This window comes from Flavobacterium denitrificans DSM 15936 (assembly GCF_000425445.1).
GTDB classification, from domain to species: Bacteria; Bacteroidota; Bacteroidia; order Flavobacteriales; family Flavobacteriaceae; genus Flavobacterium; species Flavobacterium denitrificans.
This window is the reverse complement of the sequence record NZ_AUDL01000004.1, coordinates 689,017-705,098: the sequence shown is the minus strand read 5'-3', so window position 1 is coordinate 705,098 and position 16,082 is coordinate 689,017. Positions and strand designations below refer to the sequence as shown.

Genomic DNA, 16,082 nt, shown 5'->3' with positions numbered 1-16,082 from the left:
AGAAAATTCATTCAATTTGTATTTGTGACAAATTAAAAAATCAAATTTGTGTACATTTATACCAAATAAAAAAATTTAGTGTTATTCGTGCAATTCGTGGCTAAAAATTATGATTGAAAAAGTAAACCTCAACAACATTTTATTTCTTGATATTGAAACTGTTCCTGAAGAAGAGAATTTCAATTCGCTTGACGCAGAAATGCAGACACTTTGGGATTTAAAAACACAATATCAGCGAAAAGACGAGTTCTCTCCAGAAGAATTTTACGATCGCGCGGGAATTTGGGCAGAGTTTGGGAAAATTGTCTGTATTTCGGTTGGTTTTTTTACGATTAAAGGAGATATTCGAAACTTTAGAGTGACTTCGTTTTTTGGAGATGAAAAAAAGATTCTGAAAGACTTTAATAATTTGATCAACAATCATTTTAATCAACCGCAACATCTTTTGTGTGGACATAATGCAAAAGAATTTGACATTCCGTTTATAGCGCGCCGAATGATCATCAATCAAATTGCAATTCCTGACAAATTGAATTTATTTGGAAAAAAACCTTGGGAAATTCCACATTTAGATACTTTGGAGTTATGGAAATTTGGTGATTACAAGCATTTTACATCTTTAAAATTGCTAACAAAAATTCTTGGTGTTCCTTCTCCAAAAGGCGATATCGACGGAAGTCAGGTTGCTCACGTTTTTTATGTAGAGAAAGACATTGACCGAATTGTAACGTATTGTGAAAAGGATACGATTGCTGTAGCTCAGATTTTCCTTCGTTTACGCCGAGAAGATTTGTTGATTGATGAGGAGATTATTCATGTATAGCTTTTTTCAAGTTACAAAGTTACAAAGTCGCAAAGGGACAAAGTTTTTTACATGAACTTATATTACTTATATGGTTTAATAAATAGTTGAAAATAATGATTCATTCTGAAATTTCACATCATCGTCTTATTTCTCAAAAACTGTATAAAACAGACAAATGTTCTCCGCAAGAAATTGTGAAGCATTTTGGCGCTATGCAGGCACAGGATTACGCGATGGCAAAATGGGCGATAGGTTCACGTTGCGATTCTTCTGAAAAAGAAATTGAAGAGGCTATAAATTCTGGCCAAATTATTCGCACTCATATTCTGCGTCCAACTTGGCATTTTGTTTCAGCTGAAGATATTTATTGGATGTTAGATCTGTCAGCTCCGCAAGTAAAGCGTTTTGCCATTTCAGGGGCTAAAAAATTTGGTTACGATGAGAAAAAGTTAAATCAAATCAATGTTACTATCGAAAAATTATTATCTGGAAATAATCATTTGACTCGAACTGAGATTATGCAGGAGCTTGGTATCGAAAAAACTTCGAAAGAAGATTTTTTGAGCGCCGCGATTATGATGAATGCAGAATTAGATGGTTTGGTTTGTAATGGTGAAATAAAAGGCAAGCAAATCACTTATGCCTTACTTGAAGAAAGAGTTCCGAATCCAAAAAACAAATTAACCAAAGAAGAAGCTTTAGCAAAACTTGCGCAACGCTATTTTGAAAGTCACGGGCCTGCAACGTTGCTGGATTTTTCTTGGTGGTCCGGTTTTCCGCCAACAATTTGTCAAAAAGCGATTAACGCAACAGAATTACAATTAGACAAAATCACTATTGAAAATCAGCATTATTGGTTTAAAAAAGAGCTAAAAGATGTGAGTAACTTTCGCGAAAGCGTTCATTTTCTTCCTGCCTTTGATGAGATTTTAATTTCATATAAAACACGTGAGGCTTCCTTCAATACAGAACATCAATCTAAAGTTTTTACCAATAATGGCATTTTCAAACCTATAATTTTAGAAAACGGAAAAGTAGTCGGAATCTGGAAAAGAACTATAAAAAAAGATCACGCTAAAATCGAAATGGAGTTTTTTAAAGACATTGAAACAGATAAAAAACAGGTTTTACTTGAAGGAATTAAATCTTTTGAAACCTATTTGCAAACCAAAATTGTTATTGAATAAATCGAAATTTAATTAAAAAATTGCCTTTCTTGTCAATTACTTCTCGTTTCATTTCTTAAATCTTTATGCTTATTATTGCTAAATAATTACATTTACAAAAAAATACAATTATGGTTTTAAGCAGATTTTGGTTAGCGATTTTCATTTCTTCGATTCTTTTTATTACAGTAAGCTTATTCACTGCCAATACTTATACGATTGATTCTGTTTTAAATGGAAAGAAAGATGATCCAATTTTGATTTCTGAAAAGTACATTGAAGAACTTCCAGCATTCATTAAAGACAGCATTTCAAAAGCCAAAGATCAAACCATGATTATTAATCGTGACACGCTAAATGCAGACACGACTTACGTTTATAAAAACAAAACCGTAAAAATCTACAGCGGGCTTCAAAAATCTGATGGTTTGTTGCCCACTTGTAAAAGCACTTTGGTGGATTTGATTCTGCCACTTATTGCCTATTTAGCATTTTTCTGTGGATTAATGGAACTTTTAATCATTTCAGGTGCTTCTGGAAAATTAGCCAAAGCGCTAAGTCCGGTTTTTGTGAAAGTATTCCCGAGTATTCCTAAAAATCACCCTTCGATATCGTATATGACGTTAAACTTTGCCGCCAATTTCTTGGGGTTAGATTCGGCTGCAACGCCTTTTGGATTAAAAGCAATGGAAAGTTTACAGGAAATAAATCCCGAAAAAGACAAAGCCAGCGATGCACAAATCATGTTTATGTGCCTTCACGCATCAGGTTTGACTTTGATTGCGACTTCGATTATTGGATATCGTGCTGCGGCAAATGCCACAAATCCAGCCGATGTAATTTTGCCTTGTGTTATTACTTCGTTCATTGGTACAATTGCCGCTTTCTTAATTGTGGGAATCAAACAAAAAATCAATTTTAAAAGTGCTTCACTTTTAATTGGTTTAATAACCATGATTGCTGCAATTGTTGGCTTATTGATGTATGTAAATCATTTGGATTTAATTGGAAAAAATTACTTTACTTCTAATCTTTCAGGATTGATTTTACTTACGATTGTTCTTTTTACTTTGATTTTCTCTTTTATGCATGAGAAAAAATTTACGGAAGCAGACACAACTGTTTTCGATACTTTTGTAGTTGGAGCAAATAATGGAGTTAAAACTGGAGTTACGATTTTCCCTTATGTTTTGGGAATGTTGGTTGCAATTTCATTATTCAGAAACAGCGGATTATTTGAAATTATCAGTGACGGAATCGGATTTGTATTTTCCAATTTAGGCGTAAGCAAAGAAATTACAAACGCTTTGCCTGTGGCAATGCTTCGTCCTTTTAGCTCAGCCGGCTCAAGAGGATTTTTGATTGATTCAATGAACACTTTCGGTGCCGATTCCTTAACGGCAAGATTAAGCAGTATTTTCCAATGTAGTGCTGAAAGTACTTTCTATGTAATTGCGGTTTATTTTGGATCTGTAAATATCAAAAACACGCGTTATGCTTTAGGAACGATGCTTTTGGTTGATTTGATTTGCGTGATTACGGCGATTTTTGTGGCGAATTGGTTTTTTTAAAATAAAAATTTGATTATATATACTACATCTAAACTGGACTGAAGTCCAGCCCTACAATATGGCTTGAGCCGTTGGCTCTATTTAAAGTTCCGCAGGAACGATTTATTTTGTAGAGCTGGACTTCAGTCTAGTTTTCTTTATATGGCACGAATATTTTTATAAGAAAAATAGTATTTTTATACGGTTTTAATCTTTAAAAACGTATAAATGTCAAACACCTTTCATCAGGTTTATATCCAAGCCGTTTTCGCAGTCAAATACAGAGAAGCATTAATTACTCCTGAATGCAAATTTAAAATCTTAAGTGTTATTGGAAATTTAATAAATGAAACCGGCTGTAAAACTATTATTGTGAATGGCACCGAAGATCATATTCACTGCCTATTAGCTCTTAAACCGACAGTTTCCACTTCAGATTTAATGAAAGTCATAAAAGGCAAATCATCAAAATTTATCAATGATCATCAATTAACAAAAAGCAAATTTGAATGGCAAGAAGGCTATGGTGTTTTTTCATACAGTAAATCTCATATTGATGCCATTTTTAAATATATCGCAAATCAAGAAGAACATCACAAAAATCAAAATTTCAAAGATGAATACTCCTCTTTTCTAAACAAATACAATGTCAAATATGATGAAAGATGCGTTTTTGAAAATTTAATATGAATATACCATATCTAAACTGGACTGAAGTCCAGCCCTACAATATGGCTTGAGCCGTTGGCTCTATTTAAAGTTCCGCAGGAACGATTTATTTTGTAGGGCTGGACTTCAGTCCAGTTTAGATATATGTCATTTTCCGCAATATATTAACACACAAACCTTCCTAATTCAAATTCTTTCTTAGGTAAATAATTTCTAACTTTGTAAAAAAACAAAACAATGATTGATTTTATATACCAAGATCCTTATCCAATTTTGAAGGATGAGACACAATACCGCAAAATCACCTCTGATTTTGTAAAAGTTGAAAAATTTGGAGAACGCGAAATTTTGACTGTCGATCCAAAAGGTTTAGAATTATTAGCTGAAGAAGCACTTACAGATGTCTCGTTTATGTTGAGAACGACACATTTACAAAAATTAAGAAACATTCTTGATGATCCAGAAGCGACTGACAACGATCGATTTGTCGCGTATAATTTATTGCAAAATGCATCAGTTGCTGCCGAAGGTCAGTTGCCAAGCTGTCAAGATACCGGAACTGCAATTGTAATGGCGAAAAAAGGTGAAAGCATTTTCACTGGAGTTGATGATGCAGAATGGCTGAGCAAAGGAATTTTCAACACTTACCAAAAACGTAACTTACGTTATTCACAGATCGTTCCAATTTCAATGTTTGAAGAAAAGAATTCAGGTTCAAATCTTCCAGCGCAAATTGATATTTATGCTAAAAAAGGAGCCTCTTATGAATTCTTGTTTATGGCAAAAGGTGGAGGATCTGCGAATAAAACGTATTTATACCAACAAACAAAATCGTTGCTGAATGACAAATCTTTAGATGCATTTATTCGTGCTAAAATCAAAGATTTGGGAACTTCAGCTTGCCCTCCATATCACTTGGCTTTAGTGATTGGTGGAACTTCTGCGGAAGCAAACTTAAGCGCTGTTAAAAAAGCATCGGCAGGTTATTACGATCATCTTCCAACATCAGGAAACATGGCTGGTCAAGCATTTCGTGATTTAGAATGGGAAGAACGCGTTCAGAAAATTTGTCAAGAAAGCGAAATTGGAGCACAGTTTGGAGGAAAATATTTCACGCATGATGTTCGTGTAATTCGTTTACCTCGTCACGCCGCTTCTTGTCCAGTTGGATTAGGAGTTTCTTGCTCAGCTGATAGAAATATCAAAGGGAAAATCACGAAAGACGGAATCTTCGTTGAGCAATTGGAAGTAAATCCGAAACAATTTTTACCAGAAACTGCTCCGCATTTAGAAGCACCGGTTGAAGTTGATCTAGATCAGCCAATGGCGGATATTTTGGCAAAATTATCGCAATATCCTATCAAAACACGTTTGAAATTAAACGGAACCGTTATTGTTGCCAGAGATATTGCGCACGCAAAAATTAAAGAATTACTAGACGCTGGAAAACCAATGCCAGAATATTTCAAAAATCACCCTGTTTATTATGCTGGTCCAGCAAAAACGCCAGAAGGAATGCCGTCAGGAAGTTTTGGGCCAACAACTGCTGGCCGTATGGATGTTTATGTTGATGAATTCCAAAAAAATGGTGGAAGTATGGTGATGTTGGCAAAAGGAAATCGTACCAAACAAGTTACGGATGCCTGCAACAAATACGGAGGATTCTACTTGGGTTCTATTGGAGGTCCTGCTGCGATTTTGGCACAAGACAATATCCTTAAAGTTGAAGTTGTTGATTTTGAAGAATTAGGAATGGAAGCTGTTCGTAAAATCACTGTAAAAGATTTCCCTGCATTTATTATAACAGATGACAAAGGAAATGATTTCTTTGAGAACCTATAGTTTTTTGTCACAAAGACACTAAGTCGCAAAGTTTTATATTACAAAAAACCGCCTAAAAGGCGGTTTTTTTTATTTTCGTATAAATTATTTTCTTGGCAACTTAGTGTCTTTGTGGCAAAAACTAAGCACTAAGAGCATTTTTTTCGAAGGCAATAAAATGGGAAACTTCGCCTTTAAAATTGTAAACTGGAAAACCGTTAATATGACAACTGTAAACTTTCCCGTTTTTTTTATAGTTTTCAATTGTCTTTTCAAAGGAAGTTTTAAGTTGAATTGCTTCTCTGATTTCCTGCAAGGCTGTTGGACACGTTTCTGGTCCTTGAAACATTTTTGGTGTATTTCCTAAAACTTCGGCTTCAGTATAGCCCGTCATTCTTTTGATTTTACTGGAAGCAAAAACGATTTTCAAATTCAAATCGGTAATTACAATTACTTCATTTTTAATACGTTCTTCTATTTTCAGCCCCTTTTCATTCCAGGAAAATTGGGTAGAAATTCGATGTACCTTTTTCAAATCGGAAGCCATGGCTTTCAATTCATTTACATATTCGTAATGAAAATCCCACGCCAAAATGGGAACCGAATAACGATAAGAAGGATCTTCAAGGTCGGAATTTTTCATTTGGAACAATTTAAATGAGACATCTTTTCTCTCAAAGATAAAACGAAAACTCCGTTTATCGTTACGGAAAACCGTAATATTTTAGATTATAACAAATCAAAAAGAAAATTTTAATTGCACAACCACAGCTTTCTTTTCCTCTGTATTTAAATTGTTTAGCGAAATCCCAAGTAGTCTTACTGAGTCTTTCATTCGTTCTTGATAAAGCAATTCTTCTACTGTTTCCAAGATTAAGCTTTTATCTGAAATAAAATACGGCAATGTTTTGCTTCGGGTCTGTTGGGTAAAATCACTGTATTTGATTTTAAGCGTTACGGTCTTTCCTGAAATCTTGTGCTTCTTCAACCGTTTTTCTAATGATGTAGCAATTTTTTCAAGCTGTTCTAGCATAAAAATTTCTGAGGATAAATTGACGTCAAAAGTATGCTCAGCCGCAACTGATTTTGCTATGCGATGCGCTTTTACTTCGCTGTTATGGATCCCACGCACCACTTTATAATAAAAAGCACCAGATTTCCCGAAATGTTTTTCCAGAAACTCAATTGTTTTGCTTTTCAAATCGGCTCCTGTAAAAATTCCGAGCTGATACATTTTTTCAGTCGTGACTTTTCCAACACCATAAAACTTTCGGATTGGCAATTCTTCTAAAAAAGATAAAACTTCATCTGGATTTACCGTTTTTTGTCCATTTGGCTTATTGACGTCGCTTGCAATTTTAGCTACAAATTTATTAACTGAAATTCCCGCAGATGCTGTAAGTCCTACTTCATTCAGAATTCGCAATCTAATTTCCTGTGCAAGCAAACTCGCACTTGGATTTCCTTTTTTATTTTGAGTAACATCCAAATAAGCCTCATCTAGTGAAAGTGGCTCAACCAAATCAGTATATTCATGAAAAATTTTATGAATTTTAGAAGAGATTTCTTTGTAACGATCAAATCTCGGACGCACGAAAATAATTTCAGGACAGTATTTTTTAGCTAAAACTCCACTTATGGCGCTCCGAACACCAAATTTCCTTGCCTCATAACTTGCCGCCGAAACGACTCCTCTATTTTCTGCACCGCCAACCGCAACAGGTTTTCCACGCAAAGCAGGATTATCCATCTGCTCTACAGAAGCATAAAAAGCATCCATGTCGATATGGATAATTTTTCGATATGTAGGCGTTTCAAGCATGCTACAAATTTAAATAGGAAAGCCTGAAAATTGGTGCTAAAAAATCATAAAAAAAGCTACAGTTTTACAACTATAGCTTTATCCTTTCTTTTCAATAAAATTTCTAAAATTCTACTCTAAGTCCAATTTGGTTAGCACTGGCAATCAAAGTAGTTTTTGGCTCTAACTTATAACTATCGGCCAAACCGGCATTGTATTTTTCAAGTGCAGCTTTGATTTTTTTTGGATATCCAATCTTGATTGGAATGGAAGCAATAATCATGGCACCTCCAATAATAGCCGCGGTCATGTTTGATTTTTCAGACGGATTTGGGCTATAGCCACTTGAATACGAATTATTGTCCGTATTTGATGCGACAATCAGATTAGTGGCAACAAGTCCTAGACCACCATAAAAAAGAACATTTCCCCATGTTTTTTTATTTCTTCCCGAATTATAAAGCGCCAAAGCTTCGGCATTTTCATTCATCAGTGCTCGAACTAAGTCGGTTCTTACTTTTTGACCTTCAGCATTGTAAACGGTTCCTCCATTTCCATAAGTAAGTTTTCCCTGTGAAAAACCTGCAAGCGCAAGCATTAAAAATAAAATAGTTAAATTCCTTTTCATAAATTGATTTTTGATTTTGGGTTATGTTAGTTGTTATTTTCTTAAAGAATTAAATCATCAGTTTCGCAAAGATTAACAACTAAATGATTCCAAACAAATCATTTTCTTTATTTTTGTAATCCTTACCCGAAAAATTTAAAAATGCGAACATTTGTTTTAGGCGACATACACGGAGGATTACGCGCACTTGAGCAAGTGTTGAGTAAAGCCAACGTTACTACTGAAGATACTCTTATTTTTTTAGGTGATTACGTGGACGGCTGGAGTCAATCAGCCGAGGTAATCGATTTTTTAATTGACCTTAAAAACAAGCAAAAATGCATTTGCATTAGAGGAAATCATGATCAGCTGGCCTTAGACTGGCTTGAAAACCGACATGAAGATTTTGATGAAGAAATGTGGTACAAACATGGCGGAAAAGCAACTGTTGAAGGATATTCTAAACTTTCCGAAGAAAAAAAGAAAACGCATATCTCTTTTTTGGAATCTTTGAAGGATTATTATCTTGATGATGAAAATCGTCTTTTTGTTCACGCCGGATTTACCAACTTAAATGGCGTTGTCTGGGAATACTTTCCCAAATTATTTTATTGGGACAGAACACTTTGGGAATCGGCATTAGCTTTAGATCCAAACTTAAAACCTGATGATTTATATTACCCAAAGCGATTTACAGTTTATAAAGAAATTTATATTGGCCATACTCCTGTTACCCGAATTGGCCAAACTGTGCCTATAAACAAAGCCTGTGTTTGGAATGTTGATACCGGCGCTGCTTTCAAAGGCCCCTTGACAATTATGAATGTGGACACTAAAGAGTTCTGGCAAAGTGAGCCTTTAAACGAATTATATCCTGACGAAAAAGGTAGGAATTGATTTTCAAAAAGCTATTTTTGCACTTTAAAAATTAATATTAAGTTTATGAAAAAAATTGTTACACTCTTGTTTTTAGTATCATTCGGATTTATTAATGCTCAAAAAGCTTTTACAGGCAAAGGAGATATTCGAGTAAATGTTGGTGCTAATATTCAAGATGGTGGTTCTGGAATTCAAGGTTCTGTTGATTTTGGTTTAGGGGAGAATTTCTCTTTTGGTTTTGTTTCAAATTATTTACTTGGTGTAAGCAATTTTAACGGTTTCTACGGCGATCATCCGACACCATACGATGATTACAAACCTGAATTCAAAGATCGTTTTGACGCAAAAGCAAGAATCAATGCTAACTTGAGCAGCGTTATTGGAGTTGAACAGTTAGATATTTATCCAGGTTTAAGCTTAGGATTGAAAAATTTTGGAGGACATATCGGAGGGCGCTATTTCTTTACTGATGGATTTGGTGTTTTCACAGAAATTGGTTTCCCGATTGCAAAATACAGCAGCAATAATGATGTATTCGATCACTTGAATAATCAAGGTACTTTTAGTTTAGGAGCATCATTTAATTTGCAATAAAAAAGTTGCAAAGTTGCAAAGTTGCAAAGTTGCAAAGTTGCAAAGTTGCAAAGTTTAAAAAAACCGCTTTTGAGCGGTTTTTTCTTTTTAAGGTAAAGTTATTTCAAACCTTTGTTGCTTTGTTGCTTTGTCACTTTGTCACTTTGTCACTTAAACCTAAAATTAAATACTCATTTCAGGAATTTCTCCCTCGATTATCAAATCAGCTTCAGTTGATGCAATAATGTGCTCAACAGAAACGCCTGGGGCTCGTTCTAAGAGCTTAAAACCTTTTTCGGTTACTTCGAGAACTGCAAGCTCGGTTACAACCTTTTTAACGCATCCTACGCCCGTTAATGGCAAAGTGCATCTTTTTAGGATTTTTGATTCTCCTGCTTTGTTTACGTGCATCATCGCTACAATGATATTTTCAGCGGAAGCCACCAAATCCATTGCGCCTCCCATTCCTTTTACCATTTTACCTGGAATTTTCCAGTTGGCAATATCTCCGTTTTCAGAAACTTCCATCGCTCCTAAAATAGTTAAATCTACTTTTTGACTACGGATCATTCCGAAGCTGAAAGCCGAATCAAAAAAACTTGCCCCCGGAAGTGTTGTAATAGTTTGTTTTCCAGCATTAATAATATCTGCGTCTTCTTCCCCTTCAAAAGGAAAAGGTCCCATTCCAAGAACTCCATTTTCACTTTGGAATTCTACGGCAATATCTTCTCGAACGTAATTCGCTACCAAAGTCGGAATCCCAATTCCTAGATTTACGAAATAACGGTCTTTTACTTCTTTTGCGATTCTTTTCGCTATATCTTCTTTACTAAGTGCCATATTTTTTAATGTGTCAATTTTTTTTTAATGTGCCAATTAGTCAATTTGATAATTAGATAGTTATTTAGATTACGCAAGACATATTCTAATTATCACATTTTCTAATTATCTAATTCTAACAGTACGTTGCTCGATTCTCTTTTCAAATTTTTCACCTTGGAAAATACGCTGTACCATGATTCCCGGAATATGAATTTGATTTGGATCTAAAGTACCGACTGGAACTAATTCTTCAACCTCAGCAATTGTGATTTTTCCGGCGCCGGCCATACAGGCATTAAAGTTTCTGGCAGTTCCTTTAAAAATAAGATTTCCGGCTTCATCACCTTTCCATGCTTTTACAATGGCAAAATCGGCTTTGAAAGCGTGTTCCATAATATGCATTTTTCCATTGAATTCACGTGCTTCTTTTCCTTCAGCAACTTCAGTTCCATATCCTGCTGGTGTAAAGAAAGCAGGAATTCCTGCTTGGGCAGCGCGGCATCTTTCTGCCAAAGTACCTTGCGGAGTCAACTCAACTTCTAATTCCCCCGAAAGCATTTGACGCTCAAACTCAGCATTTTCTCCCACATAAGATGAAATCATTTTTTTGATTTGTTTCTTTTGCAAAAGCAAACCCAATCCAAAATCATCTACACCTGCATTATTCGAAATACAAGTCAAATCTGAGATTGAGGTATTAACTAATGCTGCAATTGTGTTTTCAGGAATTCCACATAAACCGAAACCACCAAACATGATTGTCATGCCACTTTCGATTCCTTTAATTGCGTCCTGAACATTATTAACTTTTTTTGTTATCATAACAAAGTATCTTTATTACTGTATATTTTTGATAAAAATAAGATTTTTAGATTTAATTATAACGATTTCGTAAAAAATAAAATATAGCGCAAAAAAAATCCTTTTGTCCTCTTCCAAATTTCAGAAGATTTCAAAAGGATATTTTATTTAAGGTTTGAATTAAATTTTACAACTCAAATTCATCTGTATTTTGTTCCGTTTGCGTAGTATCTTTCACCACTGCCGGTCTTTGGTAACAATCCACTTTTATCGAAAGATTTGCTGGACGCTCAAATTCTGATTTTGAAACTTGGAGTCCTTCGTCTCCATAACATTTTTTCATAAAGTAAGCCCATACTGGTAATGCTGCAGTGGCTCCTTGCCCGTAAGTTAAGCTTTTGAAACGTGCAGAACGATCTTCACAACCTACCCAAACTCCAGTTACTAAATTCGGAACCATTCCCATGAACCAACCATCAGATTGATTTTGTGTTGTTCCGGTTTTACCCGCAATCGGATTTTTGAACATATATGGATATCCTGTCCAACGATTATCACCGCTTCCACCGCCTTGTGTACGTAAACGTGCACCAGAACCAGTTTCGGTTACACCTTCTAATAATTTGATTACTGCAAAGGCAATATCTTTATTTAAAACGTCATGAGATTCTGGAATTGGCTCATAAATAACCTCTCCACTTTTATTCTCAATTCTGCTTAAAAATTGTGGTTTTACATAAACGCCTTGATTTGCGAATGTACTATAAGCCGCAACCATATCTTCAACAGTAATATCAACCGCTCCAAGTGCGATTGAAGGCTGAACGGGAATTTCAGTTTTAACACCTAATTTTTTTGTCAATTCAACAACAGCTTCTGGACCAGTTCTGTCAATTAATTTAGCCGAAACTGTATTGATCGAGTTAGCCAAACCTTGCTTCAGCGTTACCATTCCTCGATATCTGTTGTCAGAGTTTCTTGGCTCCCAATCTTCTGTTACATGGTGACGTCCTTTGTGAATCATAAACGGCCCATCAAGAATAGAATCACAAGGAGACATATTCAATTGCTCAATTGCGGTAGCATAAACAAATGGCTTAAAAGTAGATCCAACTTGTCTTGCTCCCTGGCCTACGTGATCGTATTGGAAATATTTGTAATTGATTCCTCCTACCCAAGCTTTAATGTTACCCGTTTGAGGCTCCATAGCCATCAAACCTGACTGTAAAAAGTGTTTGTAATAACGGATAGAATCAAGCGGTGTCATTACAGTATCGCGTTCGCCTTTCCAAGTAAATACGCGCATTTTTGTTTTTACCTTGAAGGATGCGATGATATCTTCCTCACTTTTCTCCAAATCTTTCATGATGGCCCAACGATCAGAATTTTTCATTGCCTGCATCATTATTCTATCTGTTTCTGCTTGAGTGATATTTACGAACGGCGCATTTTTATTGGTTTTCATTTCAATAAAAAACTGCTGTTGTAGGTTTTTCATGTGTTCAGAAACTGCTTCTTCAGCATACAACTGCATTCTTGAATCGATAGTCGTGTAAATTTTCAAACCATCTTTGTAGATATCATAGTCTGAACCGTCCGGCTTTTTGTTTTCAGCAACCCATTTTTTCATGTAATCACGAAGGTATTCTCTGAAATAAGTCGCCATTCCTTCACGGTGGCTCTCCAATTTGAATTTTAGTGTAATTGGCAAAGCTTGTAATCTTAACTTTTCAGCAGTTGAAATCATCTTTGCTTTTTCCATTTGCGAAAGCACCACATTACGACGATTCTTTACACCTTGCGGATTACGAACTGGATTGTATAATCCTGAGTTTTTAAACATTCCGACTAAAATAGCCGATTCGTCCATTGTCAAATCTTTTGGGTCTTTAGAGAAATAAGTCTGTGCAGCGGAACTCACCCCAACCGAATAATTCCCGAAATCATAGACATTACAATACATTGCTATAATTTCATTTTTGGTATATTGTCTTTCCAAACGAATAGCAATAATCCACTCTTTTATTTTTTGAACAATCCTGAAAGGAAGGAATTTAGATCCTTCGCCATGAAACAATTGTTTTGCAAGCTGTTGCGTTAACGTACTCGCTCCACCGTTTGTTCCCAAGGTAAAAATTGCTCTTAAAGTTCCACGTCCGTCAATTCCTGAGTGTTCATAAAAACGTGCATCTTCAGTTGCAACCAAGGCCTCAACCAAACTTTTTGGCAAATCTGAATATTTTAGTTGTGATCTATTAGTTTTGAAATATTTACCGATGACAACCCCATCAGAAGAAATAATTTCAGTAGCTAAATTCGAATCTGGATTTTCAAGATCTTCGAAAGAAGGCATTGAACCGAATAATCCCCAAGAGGCAAATAAAAAGAAGGCCAAAATACCCAGCAAACTGTAAGCAAAAATTCGCCAAAACTTCTTTTTATAGTAATTAATATCTTTAACGCTATTTGATTGATTGTTTTTCTTAGCTGCCATACTATTTCTAATCTTTTTGTTCTATTCTAAAACCTACGTCTGTAATACCTTCTAAAGCTTCAACACCAGGGATTTTACCTGATTCTCTAACAGCTTGTTTGATATGAACTTTGTATTTTCCTTTAAATTTCACATCTTCTTTATAATACAGCTTACTTTCTTTTATGTCTGTAAAACCGTTTCCTAATAAAGTTCCGTCTGGATTTGCCATTTGATATTCTAAGGTATCTACTTTTGTAAAACCACTTGGTGTTTCAATAGCAACAATCAAAAACAAATTATTGAAAGGGTAATTGTTGTTGTCTCTCAAATTTACAAATAAATTGTATTTTTTGGTCGAATCTAAAACCGGCAAATCAAAAGTAACAACGCTGTCTTTGTGCCAAGCGCGTCCAACCGATTTGTACTCGTCAAACACTCTTTTCTTATCACAAGAGAAAAGAAGTATTGCGGCCAGCAAAAGAATTCCGCTATTTTTTATTCTCATTTTTAGTAATAATTATTGGTTTTCTAGGCTCAGCAGATTTGTTATCACTTGAATTTTGTGGATTCGGATTATTTGATTTATTCGAATTCTTGTGCTTATTCTTATGATTTTGTTTATTTGGATTATTAGGTTTTCCCTGCTGATTTGGATTTGCATTCTGGTTGTTATTTCCTGCAGGTTTTATATTATTGTTTTTCTCCTGCTGTGGTTTTGCCGGAGTTGCAACGCCCGAGGCCTCAGCATTTTGCTTGCGTTTGCGGTTCGGTTTTTTCTTTCTTTTTGGTTGGTCAAAACGAGTTAAGCTCTCTTGACCCATTGCATTATTGAAGTCTTTTTCAGGCTCTGATGTTACTTCGATTGCAAAATCTTCTAAAGAAGAAACTTTGTTTTTCTGTTTATTCTCAGCAATAATTTCTTTTACCTGGTCAATTTTTAAAACATGCCAGTTCGCAAAATTGTTCGTGTATGCAAACCACATCAATCCTTTGAAAATATCCTGTTTTTGACAAACAGCATCTCCTTTTTCAGTAATTAATTTGGTATCGTAATCAGGAAAATCTTTTAAGGCATCCATGTACGTGTCTAGCTCATAATTCAAACAACATTTTAATTTACCGCATTGTCCTGCTAATTTCTGAGGATTTAATGACAACTGCTGATAACGCGCCGCAGAAGTGTTAACACTTCTAAAATCAGTCAACCAAGTCGAACAGCAAAGCTCACGCCCGCAAGAACCAACTCCTCCTAAACGAGCCGCTTCCTGACGGAAACCAACTTGTTTCATTTCGACTCTCGTACTGAATTCTTTAGCAAAATCCTTAATCAGCATTCTAAAATCGACACGATCATTTGCTGTGTAATAGAAAGTTGCTTTTGATCCATCACCTTGAAATTCGATATCCGAAATTTTCATTTCTAATTTATGCTGAATTGCCAATTCACGCGCACGAACCTTCATTGGCTCCTCGCGATCACGTGCTACAGACCAAATGTCGATATCTTTTTGAGATGCTTTTCTGTAAATTTTTGGAACATCATTACTTTCATGATTTACTCCTTTTTTCTTCATTTGAATTTTTACCAATTCGCCTGTAAGAGTCACAATTCCAATATCATGTCCTGGCGAAGCAACAGTTGCTACAATGTCGCCAATACTTAAAGTCAATTTCTCAGAATTTCTAAAAAATTCCTTACGACCGTTTTTAAAACGAACCTCAACACAATCAAAAATCGCCTCTCCATTAGACGGACTCATGTTTGAAAGCCAGTCAAAAACCGTCAATTTATTGCAGCTATCGGTGCCGCAAGTCCCATTATTTTTACAACCCTTTGGTGCGCCACCATCTGAGGTTGAACAACTTGTACATGCCATAATATATATGTAGTGCCATTAAACATGGCTTAAGTTCATAAACGTTTAATCGGTAAAGATAGTATTTTTTTTATTTTGCTCTATATGGATTAAAACTAATGGTTTGTTAAATAAAAAAAGATGTTTACTATCCCGAAATAATTCTGAATGGAAAACAAAATTTGTTAAGTTTACTTGTACAAAACCATTAATCAAACCCAAAAACGAAACTTAACCAATCATGAACACTGAAACA

At 35.2% G+C, this 16,082-nt stretch carries 15 protein-coding genes; 7 read left to right on the top strand and 8 right to left on the bottom strand.

Features of this window, described 5'->3' with window-relative positions; all coding sequences use genetic code 11:
- Positions 1–109: 109 nt before the first annotated feature.
- The 5 genes from H600_RS0103150 to H600_RS0103130 all read left to right on the top strand — a co-directional run bounded on the left by H600_RS0103150 (position 110) and on the right by H600_RS0103130 (position 6,032).
- Positions 110–823 carry a 3'-5' exonuclease gene (locus tag H600_RS0103150; protein ID WP_026727431.1) on the top strand — a complete coding sequence of 238 codons (714 nt, stop codon included), beginning with the start codon at positions 110–112 and terminating at the stop codon, positions 821–823.
- A gap of 95 nt (positions 824–918) precedes the next feature.
- The gene (locus tag H600_RS0103145) at positions 919–1,992 is read left to right on the top strand and encodes a winged helix DNA-binding domain-containing protein (RefSeq protein ID WP_026727430.1); all 1,074 of its coding nucleotides are present in this window, start codon (positions 919–921) and stop codon (positions 1,990–1,992) included.
- 110 nt (positions 1,993–2,102) lie between these two features.
- Complete coding sequence (locus H600_RS0103140; protein WP_026727429.1) at positions 2,103–3,542, top strand: nucleoside recognition domain-containing protein; 1,440 nt, start codon at positions 2,103–2,105, stop codon at positions 3,540–3,542.
- 207 nt (positions 3,543–3,749) lie between these two features.
- The gene (gene tnpA, locus H600_RS0103135; RefSeq protein ID WP_026727428.1) at positions 3,750–4,211 is read left to right on the top strand and encodes an IS200/IS605 family transposase; all 462 of its coding nucleotides are present in this window, start codon (positions 3,750–3,752) and stop codon (positions 4,209–4,211) included.
- Between the two features lie 216 nt (positions 4,212–4,427).
- Positions 4,428–6,032: a fumarate hydratase gene (locus H600_RS0103130; protein ID WP_035108271.1), complete on the top strand. Its 1,605-nt coding sequence runs from the start codon at positions 4,428–4,430 to the stop codon at positions 6,030–6,032.
- 121 nt (positions 6,033–6,153) lie between these two features.
- Here the strand turns inward: H600_RS0103130 and H600_RS0103125 are convergent, their stop codons facing one another.
- The 3 genes from H600_RS0103125 to H600_RS0103115 all read right to left on the bottom strand — a co-directional run bounded on the left by H600_RS0103125 (position 6,154) and on the right by H600_RS0103115 (position 8,440).
- Positions 6,154–6,654, bottom strand: a complete 501-nt coding sequence (locus H600_RS0103125; RefSeq protein WP_026727426.1) for a PAS domain-containing protein — start codon at positions 6,652–6,654, stop codon at positions 6,154–6,156.
- A 96-nt stretch (positions 6,655–6,750) separates the two neighbouring features.
- Positions 6,751–7,833, bottom strand: coding sequence for a DNA polymerase IV (gene dinB / locus H600_RS0103120; RefSeq protein ID WP_026727425.1), 1,083 nt, complete (start codon positions 7,831–7,833; stop codon positions 6,751–6,753).
- Positions 7,834–7,936: 103 nt separating this feature from the next.
- Positions 7,937–8,440 carry a hypothetical protein gene (locus H600_RS0103115; RefSeq protein WP_084157337.1) on the bottom strand — a complete coding sequence of 168 codons (504 nt, stop codon included), beginning with the start codon at positions 8,438–8,440 and terminating at the stop codon, positions 7,937–7,939.
- A 141-nt stretch (positions 8,441–8,581) separates the two neighbouring features.
- On the opposite strand from H600_RS0103115, the gene H600_RS0103110 reads away from it, so the two are divergent.
- Both H600_RS0103110 and H600_RS0103105 read left to right on the top strand, forming a co-directional pair.
- Positions 8,582–9,316, top strand: coding sequence for a metallophosphoesterase family protein (locus tag H600_RS0103110; RefSeq protein WP_026727423.1), 735 nt, complete (start codon positions 8,582–8,584; stop codon positions 9,314–9,316).
- Positions 9,317–9,361: 45 nt separating this feature from the next.
- A complete protein-coding gene (locus H600_RS0103105; protein WP_026727422.1) occupies positions 9,362–9,892 on the top strand; it encodes a DUF6646 family protein in 531 nt (176 codons plus the stop codon).
- Positions 9,893–10,054: 162 nt separating this feature from the next.
- On the opposite strand, the gene H600_RS0103100 is transcribed toward H600_RS0103105, so the two are convergent.
- The 5 genes from H600_RS0103100 to H600_RS0103080 form a co-directional block, all read right to left on the bottom strand.
- A complete protein-coding gene (locus H600_RS0103100) occupies positions 10,055–10,711 on the bottom strand; it encodes a CoA transferase subunit B (RefSeq protein WP_026727421.1) in 657 nt (218 codons plus the stop codon).
- A gap of 105 nt (positions 10,712–10,816) precedes the next feature.
- The gene (locus H600_RS0103095) at positions 10,817–11,515 is read right to left on the bottom strand and encodes a CoA transferase subunit A (protein ID WP_026727420.1); all 699 of its coding nucleotides are present in this window, start codon (positions 11,513–11,515) and stop codon (positions 10,817–10,819) included.
- A gap of 166 nt (positions 11,516–11,681) precedes the next feature.
- Positions 11,682–13,988: a penicillin-binding protein 1A gene (locus tag H600_RS0103090; RefSeq protein ID WP_026727419.1), complete on the bottom strand. Its 2,307-nt coding sequence runs from the start codon at positions 13,986–13,988 to the stop codon at positions 11,682–11,684.
- Between the two features lie 7 nt (positions 13,989–13,995).
- The gene (locus H600_RS0103085; protein WP_026727418.1) at positions 13,996–14,475 is read right to left on the bottom strand and encodes a gliding motility lipoprotein GldH; all 480 of its coding nucleotides are present in this window, start codon (positions 14,473–14,475) and stop codon (positions 13,996–13,998) included.
- Positions 14,459–15,847 (bottom strand): PSP1 domain-containing protein, encoded by a 1,389-nt coding sequence (locus H600_RS0103080; protein ID WP_026727417.1) that lies wholly within the window; start codon positions 15,845–15,847, stop codon positions 14,459–14,461. Before H600_RS0103080 ends, H600_RS0103085 begins: the two co-directional genes overlap by 17 nt.
- Between the last annotated feature and the right edge of the window lie 235 nt (positions 15,848–16,082).

What these genes read in the sequence shown, in the direction of transcription:
- H600_RS0103150 (WP_026727431.1), top strand. Translation starts at nt 110, where the DNA reads ATGATTGAAAAAGTAAACCTCAACAACATTTTATTTCTTGATATTGAA.
- H600_RS0103145 (WP_026727430.1), top strand. Translation starts at nt 919, where the DNA reads ATGATTCATTCTGAAATTTCACATCATCGTCTTATTTCTCAAAAACTG.
- H600_RS0103140 (WP_026727429.1), top strand. Translation starts at nt 2,103, where the DNA reads ATGGTTTTAAGCAGATTTTGGTTAGCGATTTTCATTTCTTCGATTCTT.
- tnpA (WP_026727428.1), top strand. Translation starts at nt 3,750, where the DNA reads ATGTCAAACACCTTTCATCAGGTTTATATCCAAGCCGTTTTCGCAGTC.
- H600_RS0103130 (WP_035108271.1), top strand. Translation starts at nt 4,428, where the DNA reads ATGATTGATTTTATATACCAAGATCCTTATCCAATTTTGAAGGATGAG.
- H600_RS0103125 (WP_026727426.1), bottom strand. Translation starts at nt 6,654, where the DNA reads ATGAAAAATTCCGACCTTGAAGATCCTTCTTATCGTTATTCGGTTCCC.
- dinB (WP_026727425.1), bottom strand. Translation starts at nt 7,833, where the DNA reads ATGCTTGAAACGCCTACATATCGAAAAATTATCCATATCGACATGGAT.
- H600_RS0103115 (WP_084157337.1), bottom strand. Translation starts at nt 8,440, where the DNA reads ATGAAAAGGAATTTAACTATTTTATTTTTAATGCTTGCGCTTGCAGGT.
- H600_RS0103110 (WP_026727423.1), top strand. Translation starts at nt 8,582, where the DNA reads ATGCGAACATTTGTTTTAGGCGACATACACGGAGGATTACGCGCACTT.
- H600_RS0103105 (WP_026727422.1), top strand. Translation starts at nt 9,362, where the DNA reads ATGAAAAAAATTGTTACACTCTTGTTTTTAGTATCATTCGGATTTATT.
- H600_RS0103100 (WP_026727421.1), bottom strand. Translation starts at nt 10,711, where the DNA reads ATGGCACTTAGTAAAGAAGATATAGCGAAAAGAATCGCAAAAGAAGTA.
- H600_RS0103095 (WP_026727420.1), bottom strand. Translation starts at nt 11,515, where the DNA reads ATGATAACAAAAAAAGTTAATAATGTTCAGGACGCAATTAAAGGAATC.
- H600_RS0103090 (WP_026727419.1), bottom strand. Translation starts at nt 13,988, where the DNA reads ATGGCAGCTAAGAAAAACAATCAATCAAATAGCGTTAAAGATATTAAT.
- H600_RS0103085 (WP_026727418.1), bottom strand. Translation starts at nt 14,475, where the DNA reads ATGAGAATAAAAAATAGCGGAATTCTTTTGCTGGCCGCAATACTTCTT.
- H600_RS0103080 (WP_026727417.1), bottom strand. Translation starts at nt 15,847, where the DNA reads ATGGCATGTACAAGTTGTTCAACCTCAGATGGTGGCGCACCAAAGGGT.